The following is an 18,118-nucleotide window of genomic DNA, read 5'->3' on the forward strand; positions in this document are numbered from 1 at the left end:
ATGACCCAAACCGCCCTTCCCGGACTGGTTACTCCGCCGAAACTGCCGAAAGGCACGCTGCGGATTGTCCCGCTCGGTGGACTGGGAGAGATTGGCCGAAACATGGCCGTCTTCGAAATCGACGGCAAACTGCTGGTGGTTGACTGTGGCGTGCTCTTCCCCGAGGAGACCCAGCCCGGCGTCGACTTGATCCTGCCTGATTTCTCCTACATTGAGGACCGCCTGCAGGACATCGTAGGCGTCGTGCTGACCCACGGCCACGAGGACCACATTGGTGCTGTTCCCTACCTCCTGCGTCTCAAGGCCGACATCCCTCTCATCGGATCCCAGCTGACCCTTGCCCTGGTGGAAGCCAAGCTTCAGGAACACCGGATCAAGCCGTACACGCTGACCGTTACGGAAGGGCAGGTGGAGCAGTTCGGCCCATTCGAGTGCGAGTTCGTGGCAGTAAACCACTCCATTCCGGATGCGTTGGCAGTTTTCATCCGCACAGAGGGTGGAAACGTCCTCCATACGGGCGACTTCAAGATGGATCAGTTGCCGCTGGATGGTCGTATCACGGACCTCCGGCACTTTGCCCGCTTGGGCGAAGAAGGCGTGGACCTGTTCATGGCAGACTCCACCAACGCGGACGTGCCGGGCTTTACCACTGCCGAGAAGGAAATCGGCCCCACCCTGGACCGCTTGTTCGGACAGGCCAGGAAGCGCATCATCGTAGCGTCCTTCTCGTCCCACGTGCACCGTGTCCAGCAAGTCCTGGATGCCGCAGCCAAGCATGGCCGCAAGGTGGCCTTCGTGGGCCGATCCATGGTCCGCAACATGGCCATCGCAGCCAAGCTCGGTTACCTCGATGTCCCGGAGGGCATCCTGGTGGACATCAAGAACATCGACAACATGCCGGATGACCGCGTAGTCCTCATGTCTACCGGCTCTCAGGGTGAGCCGATGGCCGCGCTCTCCCGTATGGCCAACGGCGACCACCGTGTGATCGTGGGCAAGGGCGATACCGTGATCCTTGCCTCCAGCCTCATCCCGGGCAACGAGAACGCCGTTTTCCGTATCATCAACGGCCTCCTCAAGCTCGGTGCCGATGTGATTCACAAAGGCACAGCAAAGGTCCACGTGTCCGGGCACGCAGCCGCCGGTGAGCTGCTCTATTGCTACAACATCCTCGAGCCCCTCAACGCGATGCCCGTTCACGGCGAAACCCGCCACCTGATTGCCAATGGCAACATCGCGCTCGAATCGGGCGTTCCCTCCGAGGGCATCATCCTGAGCGACAACGGCACAGTTATCGACCTCAAGGACCACAAGGCGCATGTGGTCGGCCAGGTGGAAGTCGGTTTCGTCTATGTAGATGGTTCCAGCGTGGGCGAAATTACGGATGCCGACCTCAAGGATCGTCGCGTCCTGGGGGATGAGGGCTTCATTTCCGTTATCACGGTCATCAGCCGCACCACCGGCAAGATCGTGTCCGGCCCGGAGATCCACGCCCGTGGCGTGGCCGAGGATGACTCCGTCTTTGATGAGATCATTCCCAAGATCAACGCCGCGCTCGAAGAAGCTGTGCTTAACCACACGGACCACACCAACCACCAGTTGCAGCAGGTGGTTCGCAGGATCATCGGCACGTGGGTCAACCGCAAGCTTCGCCGCCGTCCCATGATTATCCCGGTAGTCCTGGAAGCGTAGCCAACCGGCAACATGCATGCCCAAGGGGGCCTGAAATCCGCGGATTTCAGGCCCCCTTGGGGTAGCGTGGCACTTATGGCGACCCGTACTACCTCCACGCCACGAGGCAGCTCCAGCAGTAAATCCGGCGGCACAGGCCGGAGCACAGCCGCATCCAAAACCAGCGGAGCTGCTTCGAAAAGCAGCGCTGCCGCGAGCAAAAGCGGGCGTGGCAGTACTGCCCGTACCAAGCAAGCGGCCGCCGTCGAGCCTCAAGCTCCGCTGCCGTTGCGAATGCTCTCAGGTTTCTGGCAGGGGATCGGTCATGTAGTAGGTGCCGGGGTGCGGCGCATCGGTTATGACGTCAGCGATCTCGACCCCGATGACCGCCGGGATGGCGCAGCGCTGTTCAATTTGATCTTGGGTATCGCGATCGCCACCTTCGCCTGGTGGGGTCTGACGGGCTGGCTCCCGGACATGGTCTACAGCGTGGTCAACGGCACGTTCGGGTGGATGTCCCTGGTCCTGCCCTTCATGCTGTTCGTCTGTGCTTTCCGGCTTTTCCGAAAGCCGCAGGACGGTCGTGGGAACAACCGTGTGGGCATTGGCTTCATGATCATGACCCTTGCCGGTTCGGGCCTGGCCCATGTCATTGGCGGCCTCCCCACAGTGGCGGACGGCTTCGACGGACTGCGCAAGGCTGGCGGAATGCTGGGCTTCCTCGCAGCTGCGCCGTTGGCTGCAATCCACGTGGCTGTCCCCGTTGTCCTTTACGGACTGTTGGCTTTTGTGTCCGTGTTGATTGTCACGGCCACGCCGTTTGGTGCCATTCCGTCCCGGATCAGGGGTGCGTACGAACACCTCATGGGTGTTGACCTTATGGACGAGTCCGGCAAGGACGCCCACGACCGCAGCTACCTCTACGAGAACGACGCCGCCGCCAAGCCAAAGAAGAAGAAACGTATGCGCTTCTTCGGCAAGGACGAGGAAACAGATACGAGCTTGGAGGGTTACGTCGGGGACGAGGCTTTCGAGCACGCCATAGTCGACGACGACGAAACTCCAGGTGCGTCCGCACCGCGCGTTCCGCCGGGTGTACGTCGTCCAACGCAGGCAGAGATCGCCGTCGGGAAGATCAAGGCCGCCCAAGGCCTGGGTGCCACCCCCGGGATCGAAAACCCCACCGAAGCCATTCCGATTCTTACTCCGGAGATGACCGCCCCCGCGGCTCCCGCAGCCCAGGTTCCCGCGAAGCCTGCAGGGGCGCCGCTCCCGCAGACACCCATTCCGCAGCGCACGGAGCAATTGTCCCTTGCAGGCGATGTTACCTACACCCTTCCGGCATCGGACTACCTGACGCCCGGCTCCATTCCGAAGGAGCGCACGGAAGCCAATGACGCCGTCGTCGCTGCACTGACCGATACCCTGACGCAGTTCAACGTAGAAGCCGCGGTGACCGGCTTCAGCCGCGGTCCCACTGTGACGCGCTATGAGATCGAACTGTCTCCGGGTACCAAGGTGGAACGCGTCACCGCGTTGTCCAAGAACATCTCTTACGCCGTGGCGTCCAGCGATGTGCGCATCCTGAGCCCGATTCCCGGCAAGTCCGCCATCGGCATCGAAATTCCCAACACGGACCGTGAAACCGTGTCACTGGGCGATGTACTGAGGAGCCAGAACGCACGACGGACCGACCACCCGATGGTCATGGGCGTCGGCAAGGACGTCGAGGGTGGCTACGTGGTGGCCAACCTCGCCAAGATGCCCCACTTGCTCGTCGCCGGTGCCACCGGTGCCGGTAAGTCGAGCTTCGTGAACTCCATGATCACCTCCATCCTCATGCGCGCCACGCCGGATGAAGTACGCATGGTCATGGTTGACCCCAAACGCGTGGAACTCACGGCCTATGAGGGCGTCCCGCACCTCATCACGCCCATCATCACCAACCCCAAGAAAGCCGCTGAAGCCTTGCAGTGGGTGGTTCGCGAGATGGACGCCCGCTACGACGACCTCGCAAATTACGGCTATAAGCACATTGACGATTTCAACAAAGCGGTCAGGGCGGGCAAGGTTGTGCCGCCTGTGGACTCCAAGCGAGTTATCAAGCCCTACCCGTACCTGCTGGTGATCGTTGACGAGCTGGCCGACCTCATGATGGTTGCCCCTCGCGACGTTGAAGATTCGATTGTCCGAATCACCCAGCTCGCACGTGCCGCCGGCATCCACTTGGTGCTTGCAACGCAGCGCCCATCCGTGGACGTCGTGACGGGCCTGATCAAAGCCAACGTTCCATCCCGTATGGCGTTTGCGACATCGTCCGTTACGGACTCCCGTGTTGTGCTGGACCAGCCGGGCGCCGAGAAGCTCATTGGACAAGGTGACGCGCTGTTCCTTCCCATGGGTGCTTCCAAGGCGATGCGTGTCCAGGGTGCCTGGGTTACTGAATCCGAGATCCATAAGGTTGTGGAGCACGTCAAGGGACAGTTGCAGGCCGTCTACCGTGACGATGTCGCTGCCGAGGCGCCCAAGAAGCAGATCGACGACGACATCGGAGACGACCTCGAGGTCCTGCTTCAGGCAACAGAGCTTGTGGTGACCACGCAGTTCGGCTCAACGTCCATGCTGCAACGCAAGCTCCGTGTGGGCTTTGCCAAGGCCGGGCGCCTCATGGACCTCCTGGAGTCCCGCGGCGTTGTCGGTCCCTCGGAGGGCTCCAAGGCGCGCGATGTCCTGGTCAAACCCGATGACCTCGCCGCGGTGCTTGCCGCGATGAAGGGCCAGGAGTCACCCGCAGCGCCCGACGCACACACTGCGGCCCTGAGCGATAATGCGAACTCGAACATCGCCGTCGGAGGCTATGCCGAAGACCTTGTCCAGGCGGACCTGGACAACCGGACGCAGGCCATCGAATATTACGACGGCGCTGATGGGCCGAATGACGACGAAGAGGGTGGCGAGGACGCTTGGTCACTGACGGGGCGTTAGCCCAAAGAAGGTAGCCTTGTGGGGTGACTACAGCCGAGGGTGATAACGCAACTTCCAGCAGCTCCGACGTCTGGAACCTACCCAATATCCTCACGATGCTCCGGATCGTCCTGGTTCCCTTCTTCGTATGGTTCCTGGTGGCGGACGACGGCGAGTACGGGATTTGGCGTTGGGCGGCTGTTGTGGCCTTCGCAATCGCAATCTATACGGACAAGCTCGACGGCGACATCGCCCGGGCGCGTGGCCTGATCACCAATTTCGGCAAGATTGCCGATCCCATTGCCGACAAGCTGCTGATCGGTTCCGCGCTGGTACTCCTCTCCATCCTGGGTGAGCTGCCCTGGTGGGTAACCATCCTTATCCTGGTACGCGAATGGGGAATTACCGCTCTTCGGTTCGTAGTTATCAAGTACGGCGTCATGCCGGCTTCCCGTGGTGGCAAGCTGAAAACGGTAGTCCAGACCGTGGCCATATTCCTTTACATCCTGCCGCTGAAGGCGATCGCTCCGTGGCTCGGGGACGTCGCCTTCTGGGTCATGATGGTGGCGCTGGCCATCACCTTGTGGACCGGCGTCGAGTATGTTGTCCAAGCTTTGAAGCTTCGCGCGGCCGGGCGGCGTGCATGACGCACAATGAGGGCGCATCAGCCGCCGCGCAAACGTCGACGGCGGCAGTCGCTATTGCTCTTGGGAGCAAACTCACAGTGGCTACGGCTGAGTCGCTAACCGCGGGAATGGTTGCCGCAACGCTGGCCAACACGCCGGGAGCGTCCGGGATGCTGCAAGGTGGCGTGGTTGCTTACCAGAACGCAGTGAAGGCCGGTGTTCTGGGGGTGCCGCAGAAGCTGCTTGCCGATGTCGGATCCGTTGACGGTCAGGTAGCCGAAGCCATGGCCGACGGGGCCCGGCGCATCTGCGGCGCCGATCTTGGAATTTCCACCACGGGTGTGGCCGGACCAGAGCCGCACGACGGCAAAGCAGTAGGAACCGTGTTCATCGGAATTGCCGGTAAATCCGGAACCGAAGCGTTTGAGTACAGTTTTTTGGGGGACAGACAGTCCATAAGGGAGCAGGCTTGCGAGGCCGCCTTGGCGCGTCTGCTTGCTGCACTGAGTGACGTTGGTTACCGTTCGTAAAGTAGTCGGGAACAAAAACTGATTGCCAATAGTTGTGTCATTGTGTCGCTTCGGAAGAGCCGGGGCGCCTAGGATGTAAAAACCAACCCGGTCCGCCAGCCAGCGAACCGGATGAATGAGGGAGCAAGGCGATACAGATGGTAAAGCAGCCCGTATCCGTGAACGGCGTTGTCCGCTGGAAGGATGTGGGCTTGGCTGATCAGGCACAGAGCGAACAGAAGGAGCGCAAAATGGTTGTACTACGCCACGAGATCGGTGATGTACTGCGCGATGTCCGCCAGCGTCAGGGCCGTACCCTCCGCGAGGTTTCGCACAGCGCCCGCGTCTCACTTGGCTACTTGAGTGAAGTTGAACGCGGCCAGAAGGAGGCTTCGTCCGAGCTCCTGTCCTCTATCTGCACAGCCCTGGATGTTCCGTTGTCCCACATGCTTCGCGAAGTCAGCGACCGCGTGGCCGTCGCAGAAGGTGTTGCAGTTCCGGACACCGTTCCGCAGGAATTCTCCCAGCGCTACGGTCGCGACCTGGACCTCACGGACGACTTCCCGCAAGGAATGCTCTCCGGAGCCCGGTAACCGTTCCACCAGAACCATGGAAAAGGTCCCCAGCCTCAGGCTGGGGACCTTTTTTCATGAGTTTGGTATGTCGGTTGCGGCAGGTGCTGCTCAAACGTCTGCGGGCTTGTCCTCGTCGTCGATTTCCTGCTCCTTCACGTTGAGTACGCCGTCACCGTAAATGGCGTTGAGGCGGCCCATGTAGTCAGCAAGCGTCTGGACATCCTCCAAAGGCCATTCGCCAAGTCGTTCACGGAAGACCTGCCTGCGGGCATCTTGAACCTGGTGCATCTTCTCTTCGCCCTTGTCCGTCAATCGGATGGACTGGGCCCTGCCGTCCTGGGGATCCGCTTCCTTATAGACGAGGCCAATGCTCTCCAGGAAGGCGATCTGGCGACTTACGGAAGGCTTGCCCACCCCGATGCAGGTGGCGAGATCGGTGAGTCGGATAGGGCCCTCCTTGCGAATGACTGTGAGGAGCCCATAGGCGGCCGGTTCCATGTCCGGATGTACCTGGCGTGACAACTGATGCGAGATGGAACGGGCGCGGCGCCAGAGCAGGCTCAGCTGGTGTTCTACCTGCTGGAGGGCGTCGTCCACGGCGTTGCCTGGCACGGCAGGACCTGGCGTGCTCTGGAGGGGATTGCTCATGGCAACCATTCTAGAGTCCGGCGCCATGAGAGACTCTATCCGTGAGGGCAAGTGACTTTTGGCGATTAATGGACGACGAATTCGGGGCAGGCTACTCCCGGGTCCTGGCCAACTCGCTGGTACTTGCCGGCGTCGGCGGGAGAACTGCCGTAGAGGCTTTGGCCTCCGGTTATCAACCTCGGGAAGTCTGGTTGGCCGTGTGCGAGGTCCAGGACGTTCCCCCCGAACGCAGGCTGGGCAGGGACATCAAACCGGCGTCCAACTGAAGTCCGGCGCTTGGGGGTGGCTGCCCTGCAGGTTGGGACACGCCGGAACGTTGTTCGAATATCTGTTCGGATGGGGATATGCTCCTGTGAGAGGAAAATTGTTCTCGAAGGACGCATTCCAGAGCTTCCAGCAGCCCAGGTTATCCACATAGGCAGCGCAGGCTACTAAAAATGTCAGAGCACCGTAATAGCGTCAGACATGACAGGAAAGCGGCCTTTCGGGCCACTCCACAGCGAGAAAGCATCAGAGGTGTGAACCATGGCGGCAACCCCGGATCGTGAAAAGGCGCTCGAAGCAGCGCTTGCCCAGATCGACAAGCAGTTCGGCAAAGGCTCCATCATGCGCCTGGGTGATGACACCCGCGCCCCGATTGAGGTCATTCCAACCGGCTCCATTGCACTGGATGTCGCCCTTGGCATTGGCGGCCTGCCTCGGGGGCGCGTGGTGGAAATCTACGGTCCGGAATCCTCGGGTAAGACCACCGTGGCCCTTCATGCTGTAGCCAACGCGCAGCGCGCAGGTGGCATCGCGGCGTTCATTGACGCCGAGCACGCACTTGACCCGGACTACGCCGCCAAGCTTGGTGTGGACACTGATGCACTTCTGGTCTCACAGCCGGATACCGGTGAGCAGGCATTGGAGATCATGGACATGCTGGTGGGCTCCGGCTCGCTGGACATTGTGGTCATTGACTCCGTGGCTGCACTGGTACCCCGCGCCGAAATCGAAGGCGAAATGGGCGACTCCCACGTTGGTCTCCAGGCCCGACTCATGAGCCAGGCCCTCCGTAAGATCACGGGCCGCTTGAGCCAGACCAAGACCACCGCCATCTTCATCAACCAGTTGCGTGAAAAGATCGGCGTGTTCTTCGGATCTCCCGAAACCACCACTGGTGGTAAGGCCCTGAAGTTCTATGCCTCAGTGCGCATCGATGTTCGTCGCATCCAGACTTTGAAGGAAGGTGCCGACTCCGTCGGTAACCGCACCAAGGCAAAGATCGTCAAGAACAAGATGGCTCCGCCCTTCAAAATCGCCGAATTCGACATCATCTATGGTCAGGGCATCTCCCGCGAGGGAGGCATCATTGACATGGGTGTTGAGCACGGCATCATCAAGAAGTCGGGCTCGTGGTTCACGTATGACGGCGATCAGCTGGGCCAAGGAATGGAGAACTCGCGCCGATTCCTGCGTGACAACCCCGAGCTCGCCCAGGAACTGGAGCGCCTGATCAAGGAAAAGCTTGGCGTGGGTGTTGTCAAGGCCGAAGAAGATTCTCCGAAGCTGAAGGCCGTTGACGGCTAGGAGAGGCCCGGATCCGGATTCTTCCGTTGCGGCCGATCCCGAACCTGATCCCGAATCCGTGGCGCGTGCCATCGTCCTGAGGCAGTTGACGATGGCGCCGCGGAGTCGGCTTCAACTGTCGCGGAAACTCGCTGAACGGAATGTTCCCGAGCATGTGGCTGAGGCAGTTCTGGACCGTTTCGAAGAAGTCCAACTGATCGATGATGCTGAGTTTGCCAGGATGTGGGTCCGCAGCCGTTCCCAGAGCAAGAAGCTAGCCAAGGGCGCAATCCGTCGGGAACTGGCAGACAAAGGCATCGAGCTTGATGCGGCGGAGGAAGCCCTTTCGCAGGTGAGTGACCAAGACGAAGAACTGGCTGCCCGGGAGCTCGTTCAGCGCAAGCTGCGGCCCAGCATGGATCTGACGGACCGGGCCGAACGGGACAAGTACACCCGACGGCTTGCGTCGATGCTGGCGCGCAAGGGGTACGCACCGTCCATGGCGTTCAGGATCGTCGGTGAGGTGCTGGCAGAAGCCGGTACCCTTGAGTAGTGAGTTTGACCATTCCTTCCCCATCAGCTGCCGCCACTCCTTCTGCCGAGCCCAGGACCTATCAGGTTCGGACTTTTGGCTGCCAGATGAACGTCCATGATTCAGAGCGCATGGCGGGGCTTCTGGAAGAAGCCGGTTACGTACCCGCTGACGGTGAGGTTGCCGACGTCGTGGTCTTCAACACGTGCGCTGTGCGGGAGAACGCAGACAACAAACTCTATGGAAACCTTGGCCAGCTTCGGCAGGTTAAAGAAGCGAACCCCGGAATGCAGATTGCCGTCGGTGGTTGCCTGGCCCAGAAGGACCGCGACACCATTGTGAAGAAGGCGCCGTGGGTTGATGCCGTGTTTGGAACGCACAACGTGGGAGCCCTACCGGCCCTGCTGAGCCGCGCCCGGCACAACAACGAGGCGCAACTCGAGATTCTCGAATCCTTGGATGTGTTCCCGTCAACGCTCCCTACCAAGCGTGACTCTGTGTATGCGGGGTGGGTGTCAATCTCTGTGGGTTGCAACAACACCTGCACGTTCTGCATAGTGCCCTCGCTTCGTGGCAAGGAAAAAGACCGGCGTCCCGGGGAGATTCTGGCGGAAATCCAGGCTCTCGTGGATGACGGAGCTGTGGAAGTCACGTTGCTCGGCCAGAACGTGAATTCCTACGGTGTGGAATTCGGTGACCGCCAGGCGTTCTCCAAGCTCCTGCGCGCATGCGGTGAAATCGAAGGTCTGGAACGTGTTCGTTTCACCAGCCCCCACCCCGCTGCATTTACGGACGATGTCATAGACGCCATGGCTGAGACACCCAACGCCATGCCGCAGTTGCACATGCCGCTGCAGTCCGGCTCGGACAAAGTGCTGAAGGACATGCGCCGTTCGTACCGTTCCAGCAAATTCCTGGGAATCCTGGACAAAGTGCGTGAACGGATCCCGCATGCCGCCATCACTACCGACATCATCGTGGGCTTCCCGGGCGAAACCGAGGAAGATTTCCAATCGACCCTGGATGTCGTGGAGAAGTCACGGTTCGCGTCCGCGTTCACGTTCCAATACTCCAAGCGGCCCGGCACCCCGGCTGCAGACCTTCCGGAGCAACTGTCAAAGGCCGTGGTGCAGGAGCGCTACGAACGCCTCACAGCGCTGCAGGACCGAATTGCCGCGGAAGAGAACGCCAAGCAGTTGGGGCGGAAAGTGGAAGTCCTGGTCACAGCGCAGTCAGGACGAAAGGCCGGCGAAACACATCGGTTGTCCGGCCGCTCGACGGACCAAAGGCTGGTGCACTTCTCAGTGCCGGCCGGAGCTGAAACTCCGCGGCCGGGTGACTTCGTCACGGTGACAATCACTGAGGCTGCGGCCTTCCACCTGGTAGCCGACCCTGCAACAGCAAGTGATTACTTTTTGCGCCGCTCCCGTGCCGGCGATGCCTGGGATCGCTCGCAGGCTGATTCTTGCGGGGTCCCGGCAACAGGATCGGCGTCGGGCAAGACGGGTGTGTCATTGGGCATGCCAACGTTGCCTGTTCGCCAAGCTTAGGGCCTGAGGCAGGATCTCATGTCGTTCTCCCGTCCGGAACCTCCTCAGCCTGTCATCGCCGTTGTTGGTCCCACTGGGTCCGGTAAGTCGGATCTGGGCGTCAATCTCGCTCTGGCCTTGAACGGCGAGGTGATCAACGCCGACGCCTTGCAGTTCTACCGCGGCATGGATATCGGAACTGCCAAGATCACTGTGGAAGAGCGCAGGGGTGTGCCACACCATTTGCTGGACACCATGGACGTCACGCAGGAAGCCAGCGTGGCGGACTTCCAAGATGAATGCCGCGCAGCCATCCAGGACATCCATTCACGGGGAAAGCGCGCCATCATTGTAGGTGGATCCGGACTATATGTGCGGGCTGCGCTGGACGTGCTGGAATTCCCGGGCACTGATCCGGTGCTCCGCAGGCATCTGGAAGAAGAGTTCGAAACCAAGGGGCTTGGGCCGCTGAGAGCCCGCCTTGAGCAAGTTGATCCCGTCTCGGCTGCCCGCCTCGGAGACGCCCGGCGAGTGATCCGGGCCCTGGAAGTGCACGGCCTCACTGGTCGCCCTTTCAGCTCTTTCATGCCCCAGCGCGAGTATTACCAGCCGGCCCTCCAGATTGGATTGGCGGTGGATCGGGATCAGCTGCGGGAACGTCTGGCGCTAAGGGTGCATCGGATGGTGGAAGCAGGGCTCCAACAGGAAGTCCAACGACTCGACGCCGTCGGGTTGCGGAGTGGCAAGACAGCTTCGCGCGCTTTGGGTTACGCCCAATTCCTGAAGGTTCTGGACGGCGGGATGACTGCGGATGCCGCCGCCGAGGAAACCATCGTGGCTACCAGGCAGTTTGCACGGCGCCAGCTGACATGGTTTCGGGCGGATCCACGAATCACTTGGCTCGAGTGGCAGGATCCGGAGCTTCTGGCTAAGGCAGTCAAAGCAGCCAAGGCGGTTGCTGCAGCCAGCGCGCCCACGAGCTAAGCGCTGCAATTTCTGGCCATACAGCCGCGGCAGGTAGCCTAGATCCATGGATGAAACCGCCGCAGTTCCCGCCCCGCAGCCCGCAACTGCCGGTGCTCCAGTGCCAGCTTCCAGCCTCGCCGGCCTGGAGTTCTCCAAGGGGCACGGAACGGGCAATGACTTTGTCCTCATCGCTGATCCCGGTGACGCCCATGAGATCACCGCCGAGCACGTGGCGCAGTTGTGCGACCGCCACGTGGGCATCGGGGGTGACGGTCTCATCAGGGCAGTTCCTTCCCGTTTTCTCCCGGAAGGTCGTGTCGCCCTTGAGCAGGATCCCGAAGCGGAGTGGTTCATGGACTACCGCAACGGAGATGGTTCGCTCTCTGAAATGTGCGGCAACGGCGTACGCGTCTTCGTTCATTTCCTGATTGCGCAGGGCCTGGTGGACCTTGGCCCCGGTCAGACTCTCACCATCGGCACTCGTGGCGGCGTCAAAAAGGTTGTGAGGACAGCCAACGGTTATGCCGTGGATATGGGCCCATGGGAGTTCATCTTCCCCAAGGAAGCCACCAGCAAGGCCATGGATGCACTTGTCAGCGCCGACGGCCTGGAAGTGGCGCGGCCCGGCCTGTCAGTCAGCATGGGCAATCCCCATACGGTAGTTGCCCTTGCGGAACTCAGTGAGCTTTCAGCCACACAGTTGTTCAAGGCCCCCGTGGTGGATCCCAAGCCCGCAAATGGGACAAACGTGGAGTTCGTTGTTCCCGCGGAGCCACTGGTGGAAGACGGCATAGGAACCATCACCATGCGTGTTCACGAGCGTGGGGTGGGGGAGACACAATCCTGCGGCACCGGCGCGTGCGCTGCTGCCGTCGCGATTCGTCACTGGGCGGGTGAAACGGCTCCGAACGACTGGCACGTCAAGGTACCGGGCGGCGTCGTGGGTGTGAAGTTCTTCCCTGGCGCGGGGGGCCGCGAGCATGTAGAACTCAGCGGCCCGGCTGTCATCGTGGCTACTGGGACGCTTTCCTGACACGGATGATCCTGAACGTTTTGGACGTGCTTTCACGGGAGACCGTGTAGGAGCTGTCCAGCTCGGTGGCAAGCCATCTCTGCAAGGAGTCGGAGCCCAGATTCTTCTGAACAACCAACCAGGCGTTACCGCCCGGTGCCAGCCGAGGCAGCCATGTCAGCAGCAGCGTATGGAGTTCGTCCTTGCCGATGCGGATGGGCGGGTTGGACCAGATGGTGTCGAACTCGACGGCGGGGTTTACCTCGTGCGGAAGGCTGGCTGTGACGTTGGTAAGACCGAGCACCGCCGCATTCTCGTTGGTCAGCGTGATGCAACGCTCATTCACATCCACGGCATGGACGTGGGCATGGGGCGCCAGCAGCCCCAAGGTGAGGGCAATCGGGCCCCAGCCGCAGCCGATGTCCAAAAGGTGACCCTTCGGTGAGGGCGGTGGAACCTCGGAGAAAAGTACCGCCGTTCCTTTGTCCACGCCGTCGGGACTAAAGATGCCCGACGAGGTCTGCAGCTGACGTGTGGCTCCTGCGAGTTCCACTGTGAGTGGCTTGCGGATGAACGGTCCGGCCGGTTGGGCGGTGAAATAGTGTGCAGACTCCATAATTTGCCAGATTAGTTGGCTAACGTCGGCTTGGGAAACTGCCTCCTTCCACGGCGGGTTGACAACGGCTGCTAAAGTGGAACGCATGTTCTTGATCTTCGAGTAATCAGCCGAAACACACCTGAGTCATCAGGTGTAGCACGGTACCGCCCGCGACGCAGCCCGCTTGGCCATTCAACCAAGCCCGCCTTCCGCCCGGCAGGTCCCCCTGGCTCAGTCCCTAACTCCTCTGTTCGGAGCCGGACACTCTGAAGATTCAGCCCCACATCTTAGTGGAGCAGCCATACCATCCGGCTTAACCCGTAGGCAGGCAGAGCATCCTCACCTTGGCCAAAGGACCCTCCCCGCGGAGTCAATCACGCCACATCCCAGCAGTCCCTGCCACCGAAAGGCACCGACTGCCCAGTACACAGGAGGCCCTTTTGGCCGATGCCCGTCAGCCGAGCGCGAATAGCGCCCCATCGAGCACCAAACCGCACTATTCTGGAATTGCCGAACAGTCTAAGGAGACCATGACCACCCAGAAGCACTCCGGATCCGATTCCGACGCCCAGGACATGAGTCCTGAACAAATCCAGGCCGTCATCGACCGGATTCTTTCCAAGGATGTACCTGCGCAGGCATCCGACGACAACGACGCCAACAGTGTGTTCGGCAAGGCGCAGGCTATTTCCACGCTGGATCAAGAACACAGTATCTACGACGGCGACCAGGAAGATTTGGCTGAACGCCGCGCCCTTCGCCGTACCGCGGGACTGTCCACCGAACTTGAAGACGTCACGGAGGTCGAATACCGGCAGTTGCGCCTTGAGCGCGTTGTACTGGCCGGCCTGTGGACTGAGGGGACTCTTGCGGACGCTGAGAACTCCCTCCGCGAGCTGGCGGCACTTGCAGAGACGGCCGGATCCGAAGTGTTGGACGGGTTGGTTCAGCGCCGGCAGAAGCCGGACCCCGGGACCTTCCTTGGTTCCGGTAAGGCCCAGGAGCTTAAGGACATCGTCGCCGCCACGGGCGCCGACACCGTGGTGGTGGACACTGAGCTCGCGCCCTCGCAGCGACGTGGCCTTGAGGACATTGTGAAGGTCAAGGTAGTTGACCGCACCACGCTGATCCTGGATATCTTCGCCCAGCACGCCAAGAGCCGCGAAGGCAAGGCACAGGTGGAACTCGCACAGCTCGAGTACCTGCTCCCCAGGCTTCGTGGTTGGGGCGACTCCATGTCCCGCCAGGCCGGTGGCCAGGTGGGTGGAGCAGGCGCTGGAATGGGCTCGCGTGGTCCTGGTGAAACCAAAATCGAACTTGATCGGCGCCGAATCCGCACCCGTATGGCCAAATTGCGTCGCGAAATCGCTGCGATGAAGCCTGCGCGTGAGACCAAGCGAGCCAACCGTCGTCGTAATGCGGTTCCTTCTGTTGCGATCGCCGGGTACACGAACGCCGGCAAGTCGTCCCTGCTCAACCGCCTGACTGACGCAGGTGTCCTGGTGGAGAACGCCCTGTTTGCCACGCTGGATCCCACAGTTCGCAAGGCGCAGACCCCGGACGGCATCGGTTACACCCTCGCAGATACCGTTGGGTTCGTCCGTTCACTCCCAACCCAGCTCGTTGAAGCTTTCCGTTCCACGCTGGAGGAAGTTGCGGATGCGGACCTGATCCTCCACGTGGTGGATGCATCCCACCCCGACCCCGAAGGGCAGATTGCAGCGGTAAGGGCCGTCTTCACCGAGGTGGATGCCCGCAAGGTTCCCGAGATCATCGTCCTTAACAAGGTGGACGTCGCGGATCCCTTCGTGGTGGAGCGCCTCAAGCAGAAAGAACCCCGCCACGCTGTTGTGTCCACCCGCACGGGCCAAGGCATCGCGGAACTGCTGGAAGACATCAGCCGGTCCATTCCCCGGCCTGGCGTGCGCCTTGAACTGCTGATTCCCTACGATCGTGGGGAAATGATCAACAAGCTGCACAATTCCGACTCTGAAATCCTCAGCCTTGAGCATGAGGAGAACGGGACCCGCGTAGTTGTCATGGTGCGCGAAGGCCTGGCCGCCGAACTGGAGCCGTTCGTCAGTAATGGTTGAGAAGGTGGCGGCGGACGCCGTCGAGTCGGTGGGGGAGAAGACCACCCTCGAGCTGTTGGATCGGGCTGTCGCCGGAATGGGCGGACAAAGCCGTGCCGGCCAGCACGAAATGGCCAAGCATGTCACCCGGGCCATCGAGACCGGGGAGCATCTATTGGTCCAAGCGGGAACGGGAACAGGTAAGTCGTTGGCATACCTGATTCCGTTGATCGCCCATTCCATGGACAGCGATAAGCCGACCCTCGTGTCCACCGCCACCCTGGCACTCCAGACTCAAATCGTTGGCCGGGACCTTCCCCGGCTGCTGGAGACCATCAACCCTGCCCTTGAGCGCCCGGTCAATGTGGCGCTGGTCAAGGGCAGGGCAAATTATGTCTGCCTGCAGAAACTCGAGGGCGGGTTCCCCAGCGAAGAGCCTTCCGAAGGGCAGCTGTTCTCCCTTGGCGAGGACACCAGCGTGCCCCACTTTGCTGCCTCCATGGGCGGACCGCAATCCCAGCTGGGTAAGGAAGTGGTCCGTCTCCGGGAATGGGCTGAGAAAACCGTTACGGGAGACCGTGACGAACTCATGCCCGGCGTCACGGACAGGGCTTGGCGTCAGGTGTCCGTGACGTCCATGGAGTGCCTGGGAGCCCAGAAGTGCCCTATGGCAGAAGAGTGCTTCAGTGAGCTGGCGCGCTCCAGGGCGGGTGAGGCCGATGTCGTGGTCACCAACCACGCCATGCTGGCCGTCAGCGCCTTTGAAGGCCTGGCCGTGCTGCCTGAGTACGACGTCGTGGTGGTTGACGAGGCGCACGAACTTCAGGACCGTGTGACGGGCGCTGTTTCAGGCCAGTTGTCGGTGGCCATGGTTCATGCAGCGGCATCAAGTGCCCGCAAGCACACGGCCATTACAGTTGACGCGCTCAACGCCGCCGCGGAGCGGTTGGATATGGCCATCGCCGGGGTGCCCAACGGGCTGTTGCCCAATGGCCCCAACGACGAACAGCTCGATTGCCTGGACCAGTTGAGGGACGCGACGCGCGCTGCGCTCTCGGATTCGAAGACGGATTCATCAAACGCAGTCGACGGCGGAAGGCAGCTGGCGCGTTCACGGCTCATGCTGATCCTGGAATTGTGCGAACGCATGCTGGCCGCCAAGGAGAACCGGGAAGTGGTCTGGTTCTCCCGGAACAGCACGTTCGACCCCCAGCAGGGCTATTCGCAACCTGATGAGACTGCCCCGGCCTTGATCAACATCGCCCCGCTCAGCGTTGCCGGACGGCTTCGCGAAGGGCTCTTTGCCGGCCACACCGTGGTGCTGACCTCCGCCACTCTGGCCATCGGCTCAGCTTTCGAACCGGCAGCAGGCGGACTCGGCCTCATCGGCGACGGCGCCCCGAGCTGGACTGGGATTGACGTGGGATCGCCCTTTGACTATCCCAAACAGGGTGTCTTGTATGTGGCGAAGCATCTGCCCAAACCCGGTCGCGGTACTTCGCCCGAGGCGCTGGACGAATTGGAAGACCTCATCCGCGCGTCCGGCGGGGGAGCCTTGTGCCTCTTCTCCTCACGGCGTGCGGCCGAAGAAGCAGCCGATGCCATGCGGCTTCGGCTGGATGTGGATGTCCTCTGCCAAGGCGAATCCACCATGGCGGCCCTCGTAAAGCAATTCGCGGATGAGCCGGACACCTGTCTCTTCGGAACTATGTCACTGTGGCAGGGCGTAGACGTTCCCGGCGGCTCATGCCGCTTGGTGGTCATTGACCGCATTCCCTTCCCGCGGCCTGACGATCCCCTGATGACTGCACGCTCCCGGGCAGTGGCACAATCCGGTGGTAACGGCTTCATGGCGGTCTCAGCCACGCATGCTGCCATTCGACTGGCGCAGGGTGCGGGCCGCTTGATCCGTTCGACTGGCGACAAGGGAGTGGTCGCGGTGCTCGATTCGCGACTCTCGACGGAACGCTACGGAGGCTTCCTGCGTGCCGCGCTGCCGCCGTTCTGGGCAACGACGGACCGAGCAGTGGTACGTGGCGTTTTGGAGCGTCTGGGCTCGTCTAAAGCCCCGTAGGGCGCCTAAAGGGAGCGCAGTACAGAAACAACTTTACCCATGATGGTCGCTTGATCGCCCAGGATGGGTTCGTACTGGGTGTTCTGCGGGAGCAGCCATGTGTGGCCGTCCCGCTGCCGGAAGGTCTTCACGGTTGCTTCGTCATCCAGGAGGGCTGCCACGATGTCACCGTTGATGGCATCGTTCTGGCGGCGGACCACTACCCAGTCACCGTCACAGATGGCGGCATCAATCATGGAATCGCCGGCCACCTTCAGCATGAACAATTCGCCATGCCCCACAAGTTGCCGGGGGAGCGCGAGCACGTCTTCCACCGTCTGGTCAGCCAGAATGGGACCACCGGCGGCAATGCGGCCCACCAGCGGGACCATGGCGGTGTCGCTGGCACTGGCCAGCTCTGTTACAGCAAGGCCACCCGCACTGCGAAGGGTGGCAGGCGCTTCCACGCCCGGAATGGTGCCACCGTCCAGGGTCAGCGGCATCAGGACTTCCATGGCGCGGGGACGTTTGGGGTCCCTGCGGAGATATCCGAGCTTCTCCAATTGGGACAGCTGATGAGTGACGCTCGACAAACTGGCCAGACCAACGGTGTCACCGATCTCGCGCATGCTGGGCGGGTATCCGTTGTCATTGACGGATCGCTGGATGGTCTCCAGGATCTTTTTCTGCCGGACAGTCAGGCTCTTGGGACTCTTCTGAGGCTGCTGGCTCCGCAGGGGTGCCCCGCCGCCCGTGGCTTTCGCTGCCATGTTCGCCAATGCCTTTCCATTCCGCCCCGAAGCGAGCCCGGGGTT

At 61.4% G+C, this 18,118-nt stretch carries 16 protein-coding genes; 13 read left to right on the plus strand and 3 right to left on the minus strand.

All coding sequences use genetic code 11. The annotated features are described in order from the left end of the window. The 5 genes from RIF72_RS04160 to RIF72_RS04180 all read left to right on the plus strand — a co-directional run bounded on the left by RIF72_RS04160 (position 1) and on the right by RIF72_RS04180 (position 6,363). Entirely contained in the window at positions 1–1,692 is a 1,692-nt protein-coding gene (locus RIF72_RS04160; RefSeq protein WP_309073594.1) for a ribonuclease J, read from the plus strand. A 75-nt stretch (positions 1,693–1,767) separates the two neighbouring features. Next, positions 1,768–4,656: a DNA translocase FtsK gene (locus tag RIF72_RS04165; RefSeq protein WP_309073595.1), complete on the plus strand. Its 2,889-nt coding sequence runs from the start codon at positions 1,768–1,770 to the stop codon at positions 4,654–4,656. A 23-nt stretch (positions 4,657–4,679) separates the two neighbouring features. Continuing rightward, entirely contained in the window at positions 4,680–5,282 is a 603-nt protein-coding gene (gene pgsA, locus RIF72_RS04170; RefSeq protein ID WP_309073596.1) for a CDP-diacylglycerol--glycerol-3-phosphate 3-phosphatidyltransferase, read from the plus strand. After that, positions 5,279–5,791 carry a nicotinamide-nucleotide amidohydrolase family protein gene (locus RIF72_RS04175; protein ID WP_309073597.1) on the plus strand — a complete coding sequence of 171 codons (513 nt, stop codon included), beginning with the start codon at positions 5,279–5,281 and terminating at the stop codon, positions 5,789–5,791. The genes pgsA and RIF72_RS04175 overlap by 4 nt, the downstream gene beginning before the upstream one ends. Positions 5,792–5,928: 137 nt before the next feature. Further along, entirely contained in the window at positions 5,929–6,363 is a 435-nt protein-coding gene (locus RIF72_RS04180) for a helix-turn-helix domain-containing protein (RefSeq protein ID WP_014921288.1), read from the plus strand. A 90-nt stretch (positions 6,364–6,453) separates the two neighbouring features. On the opposite strand, the gene RIF72_RS04185 is transcribed toward RIF72_RS04180, so the two are convergent. Then, entirely contained in the window at positions 6,454–6,993 is a 540-nt protein-coding gene (locus RIF72_RS04185) for a MarR family transcriptional regulator (RefSeq protein WP_309073598.1), read from the minus strand. A gap of 68 nt (positions 6,994–7,061) precedes the next feature. Between RIF72_RS04185 and RIF72_RS04190 the strand changes: the two genes are divergently transcribed. The 6 genes from RIF72_RS04190 to dapF all read left to right on the plus strand — a co-directional run bounded on the left by RIF72_RS04190 (position 7,062) and on the right by dapF (position 12,601). Beyond that, a complete protein-coding gene (locus tag RIF72_RS04190) occupies positions 7,062–7,259 on the plus strand; it encodes a DUF3046 domain-containing protein (RefSeq protein ID WP_309073599.1) in 198 nt (65 codons plus the stop codon). Positions 7,260–7,518: 259 nt separating this feature from the next. Next, positions 7,519–8,562, plus strand: a complete 1,044-nt coding sequence (gene recA / locus RIF72_RS04195; RefSeq protein ID WP_017198006.1) for a recombinase RecA — start codon at positions 7,519–7,521, stop codon at positions 8,560–8,562. Then, positions 8,552–9,094 (plus strand): regulatory protein RecX, encoded by a 543-nt coding sequence (locus tag RIF72_RS04200; protein ID WP_309073600.1) that lies wholly within the window; start codon positions 8,552–8,554, stop codon positions 9,092–9,094. Before recA ends, RIF72_RS04200 begins: the two co-directional genes overlap by 11 nt. Then, on the plus strand, positions 9,094–10,623 hold the full coding sequence (miaB, locus tag RIF72_RS04205) for a tRNA (N6-isopentenyl adenosine(37)-C2)-methylthiotransferase MiaB (RefSeq protein WP_309073601.1): 1,530 nt from the start codon (positions 9,094–9,096) through the stop codon (positions 10,621–10,623). Before RIF72_RS04200 ends, miaB begins: the two co-directional genes overlap by 1 nt. Positions 10,624–10,641: 18 nt before the next feature. Further along, positions 10,642–11,586 (plus strand): tRNA (adenosine(37)-N6)-dimethylallyltransferase MiaA, encoded by a 945-nt coding sequence (gene miaA, locus RIF72_RS04210; protein WP_309073602.1) that lies wholly within the window; start codon positions 10,642–10,644, stop codon positions 11,584–11,586. A gap of 46 nt (positions 11,587–11,632) precedes the next feature. Beyond that, complete coding sequence (dapF, locus tag RIF72_RS04215) at positions 11,633–12,601, plus strand: diaminopimelate epimerase (protein ID WP_309073603.1); 969 nt, start codon at positions 11,633–11,635, stop codon at positions 12,599–12,601. Here dapF and RIF72_RS04220 read toward each other — a convergent pair. Continuing rightward, positions 12,582–13,196 (minus strand): methyltransferase, encoded by a 615-nt coding sequence (locus tag RIF72_RS04220; RefSeq protein ID WP_309073604.1) that lies wholly within the window; start codon positions 13,194–13,196, stop codon positions 12,582–12,584. The genes dapF and RIF72_RS04220 overlap by 20 nt on opposite strands. Positions 13,197–13,708: 512 nt before the next feature. On the opposite strand from RIF72_RS04220, the gene hflX reads away from it, so the two are divergent. Both hflX and RIF72_RS04230 read left to right on the plus strand, forming a co-directional pair. Further along, entirely contained in the window at positions 13,709–15,271 is a 1,563-nt protein-coding gene (gene hflX, locus RIF72_RS04225; RefSeq protein ID WP_309073605.1) for a GTPase HflX, read from the plus strand. Continuing rightward, positions 15,264–17,324 (plus strand): ATP-dependent DNA helicase, encoded by a 2,061-nt coding sequence (locus RIF72_RS04230; protein ID WP_309073606.1) that lies wholly within the window; start codon positions 15,264–15,266, stop codon positions 17,322–17,324. The genes hflX and RIF72_RS04230 overlap by 8 nt, the downstream gene beginning before the upstream one ends. Positions 17,325–17,329: 5 nt before the next feature. On the opposite strand, the gene lexA is transcribed toward RIF72_RS04230, so the two are convergent. Then, positions 17,330–18,073 carry a transcriptional repressor LexA gene (lexA, locus tag RIF72_RS04235; RefSeq protein ID WP_309073607.1) on the minus strand — a complete coding sequence of 248 codons (744 nt, stop codon included), beginning with the start codon at positions 18,071–18,073 and terminating at the stop codon, positions 17,330–17,332. Between the last annotated feature and the right edge of the window lie 45 nt (positions 18,074–18,118).

Origin of the sequence: Paenarthrobacter sp. (assembly GCF_031180005.1) — a bacterium.
Classification (GTDB): Bacteria; Actinomycetota; Actinomycetes; order Actinomycetales; family Micrococcaceae; genus Arthrobacter.

Excerpts from the sequence above, each read along its gene's own strand:
- dapF (WP_309073603.1), top strand. The coding sequence starts at position 11,633 with ATGGATGAAACCGCCGCAGTTCCCGCCCCGCAGCCCGCAACTGCCGGT.
- miaA (WP_309073602.1), top strand. The coding sequence starts at position 10,642 with ATGTCGTTCTCCCGTCCGGAACCTCCTCAGCCTGTCATCGCCGTTGTT.
- RIF72_RS04185 (WP_309073598.1), bottom strand. The coding sequence starts at position 6,993 with ATGAGCAATCCCCTCCAGAGCACGCCAGGTCCTGCCGTGCCAGGCAAC.
- RIF72_RS04220 (WP_309073604.1), bottom strand. The coding sequence starts at position 13,196 with ATGGAGTCTGCACACTATTTCACCGCCCAACCGGCCGGACCGTTCATC.
- RIF72_RS04165 (WP_309073595.1), top strand. The coding sequence starts at position 1,768 with ATGGCGACCCGTACTACCTCCACGCCACGAGGCAGCTCCAGCAGTAAA.
- hflX (WP_309073605.1), top strand. The coding sequence starts at position 13,709 with ATGACCACCCAGAAGCACTCCGGATCCGATTCCGACGCCCAGGACATG.
- RIF72_RS04230 (WP_309073606.1), top strand. The coding sequence starts at position 15,264 with ATGGTTGAGAAGGTGGCGGCGGACGCCGTCGAGTCGGTGGGGGAGAAG.
- RIF72_RS04190 (WP_309073599.1), top strand. The coding sequence starts at position 7,062 with ATGGACGACGAATTCGGGGCAGGCTACTCCCGGGTCCTGGCCAACTCG.
- RIF72_RS04180 (WP_014921288.1), top strand. The coding sequence starts at position 5,929 with ATGGTAAAGCAGCCCGTATCCGTGAACGGCGTTGTCCGCTGGAAGGAT.
- RIF72_RS04160 (WP_309073594.1), top strand. The coding sequence starts at position 1 with ATGACCCAAACCGCCCTTCCCGGACTGGTTACTCCGCCGAAACTGCCG.
- lexA (WP_309073607.1), bottom strand. The coding sequence starts at position 18,073 with ATGGCAGCGAAAGCCACGGGCGGCGGGGCACCCCTGCGGAGCCAGCAG.
- RIF72_RS04175 (WP_309073597.1), top strand. The coding sequence starts at position 5,279 with ATGACGCACAATGAGGGCGCATCAGCCGCCGCGCAAACGTCGACGGCG.
- recA (WP_017198006.1), top strand. The coding sequence starts at position 7,519 with ATGGCGGCAACCCCGGATCGTGAAAAGGCGCTCGAAGCAGCGCTTGCC.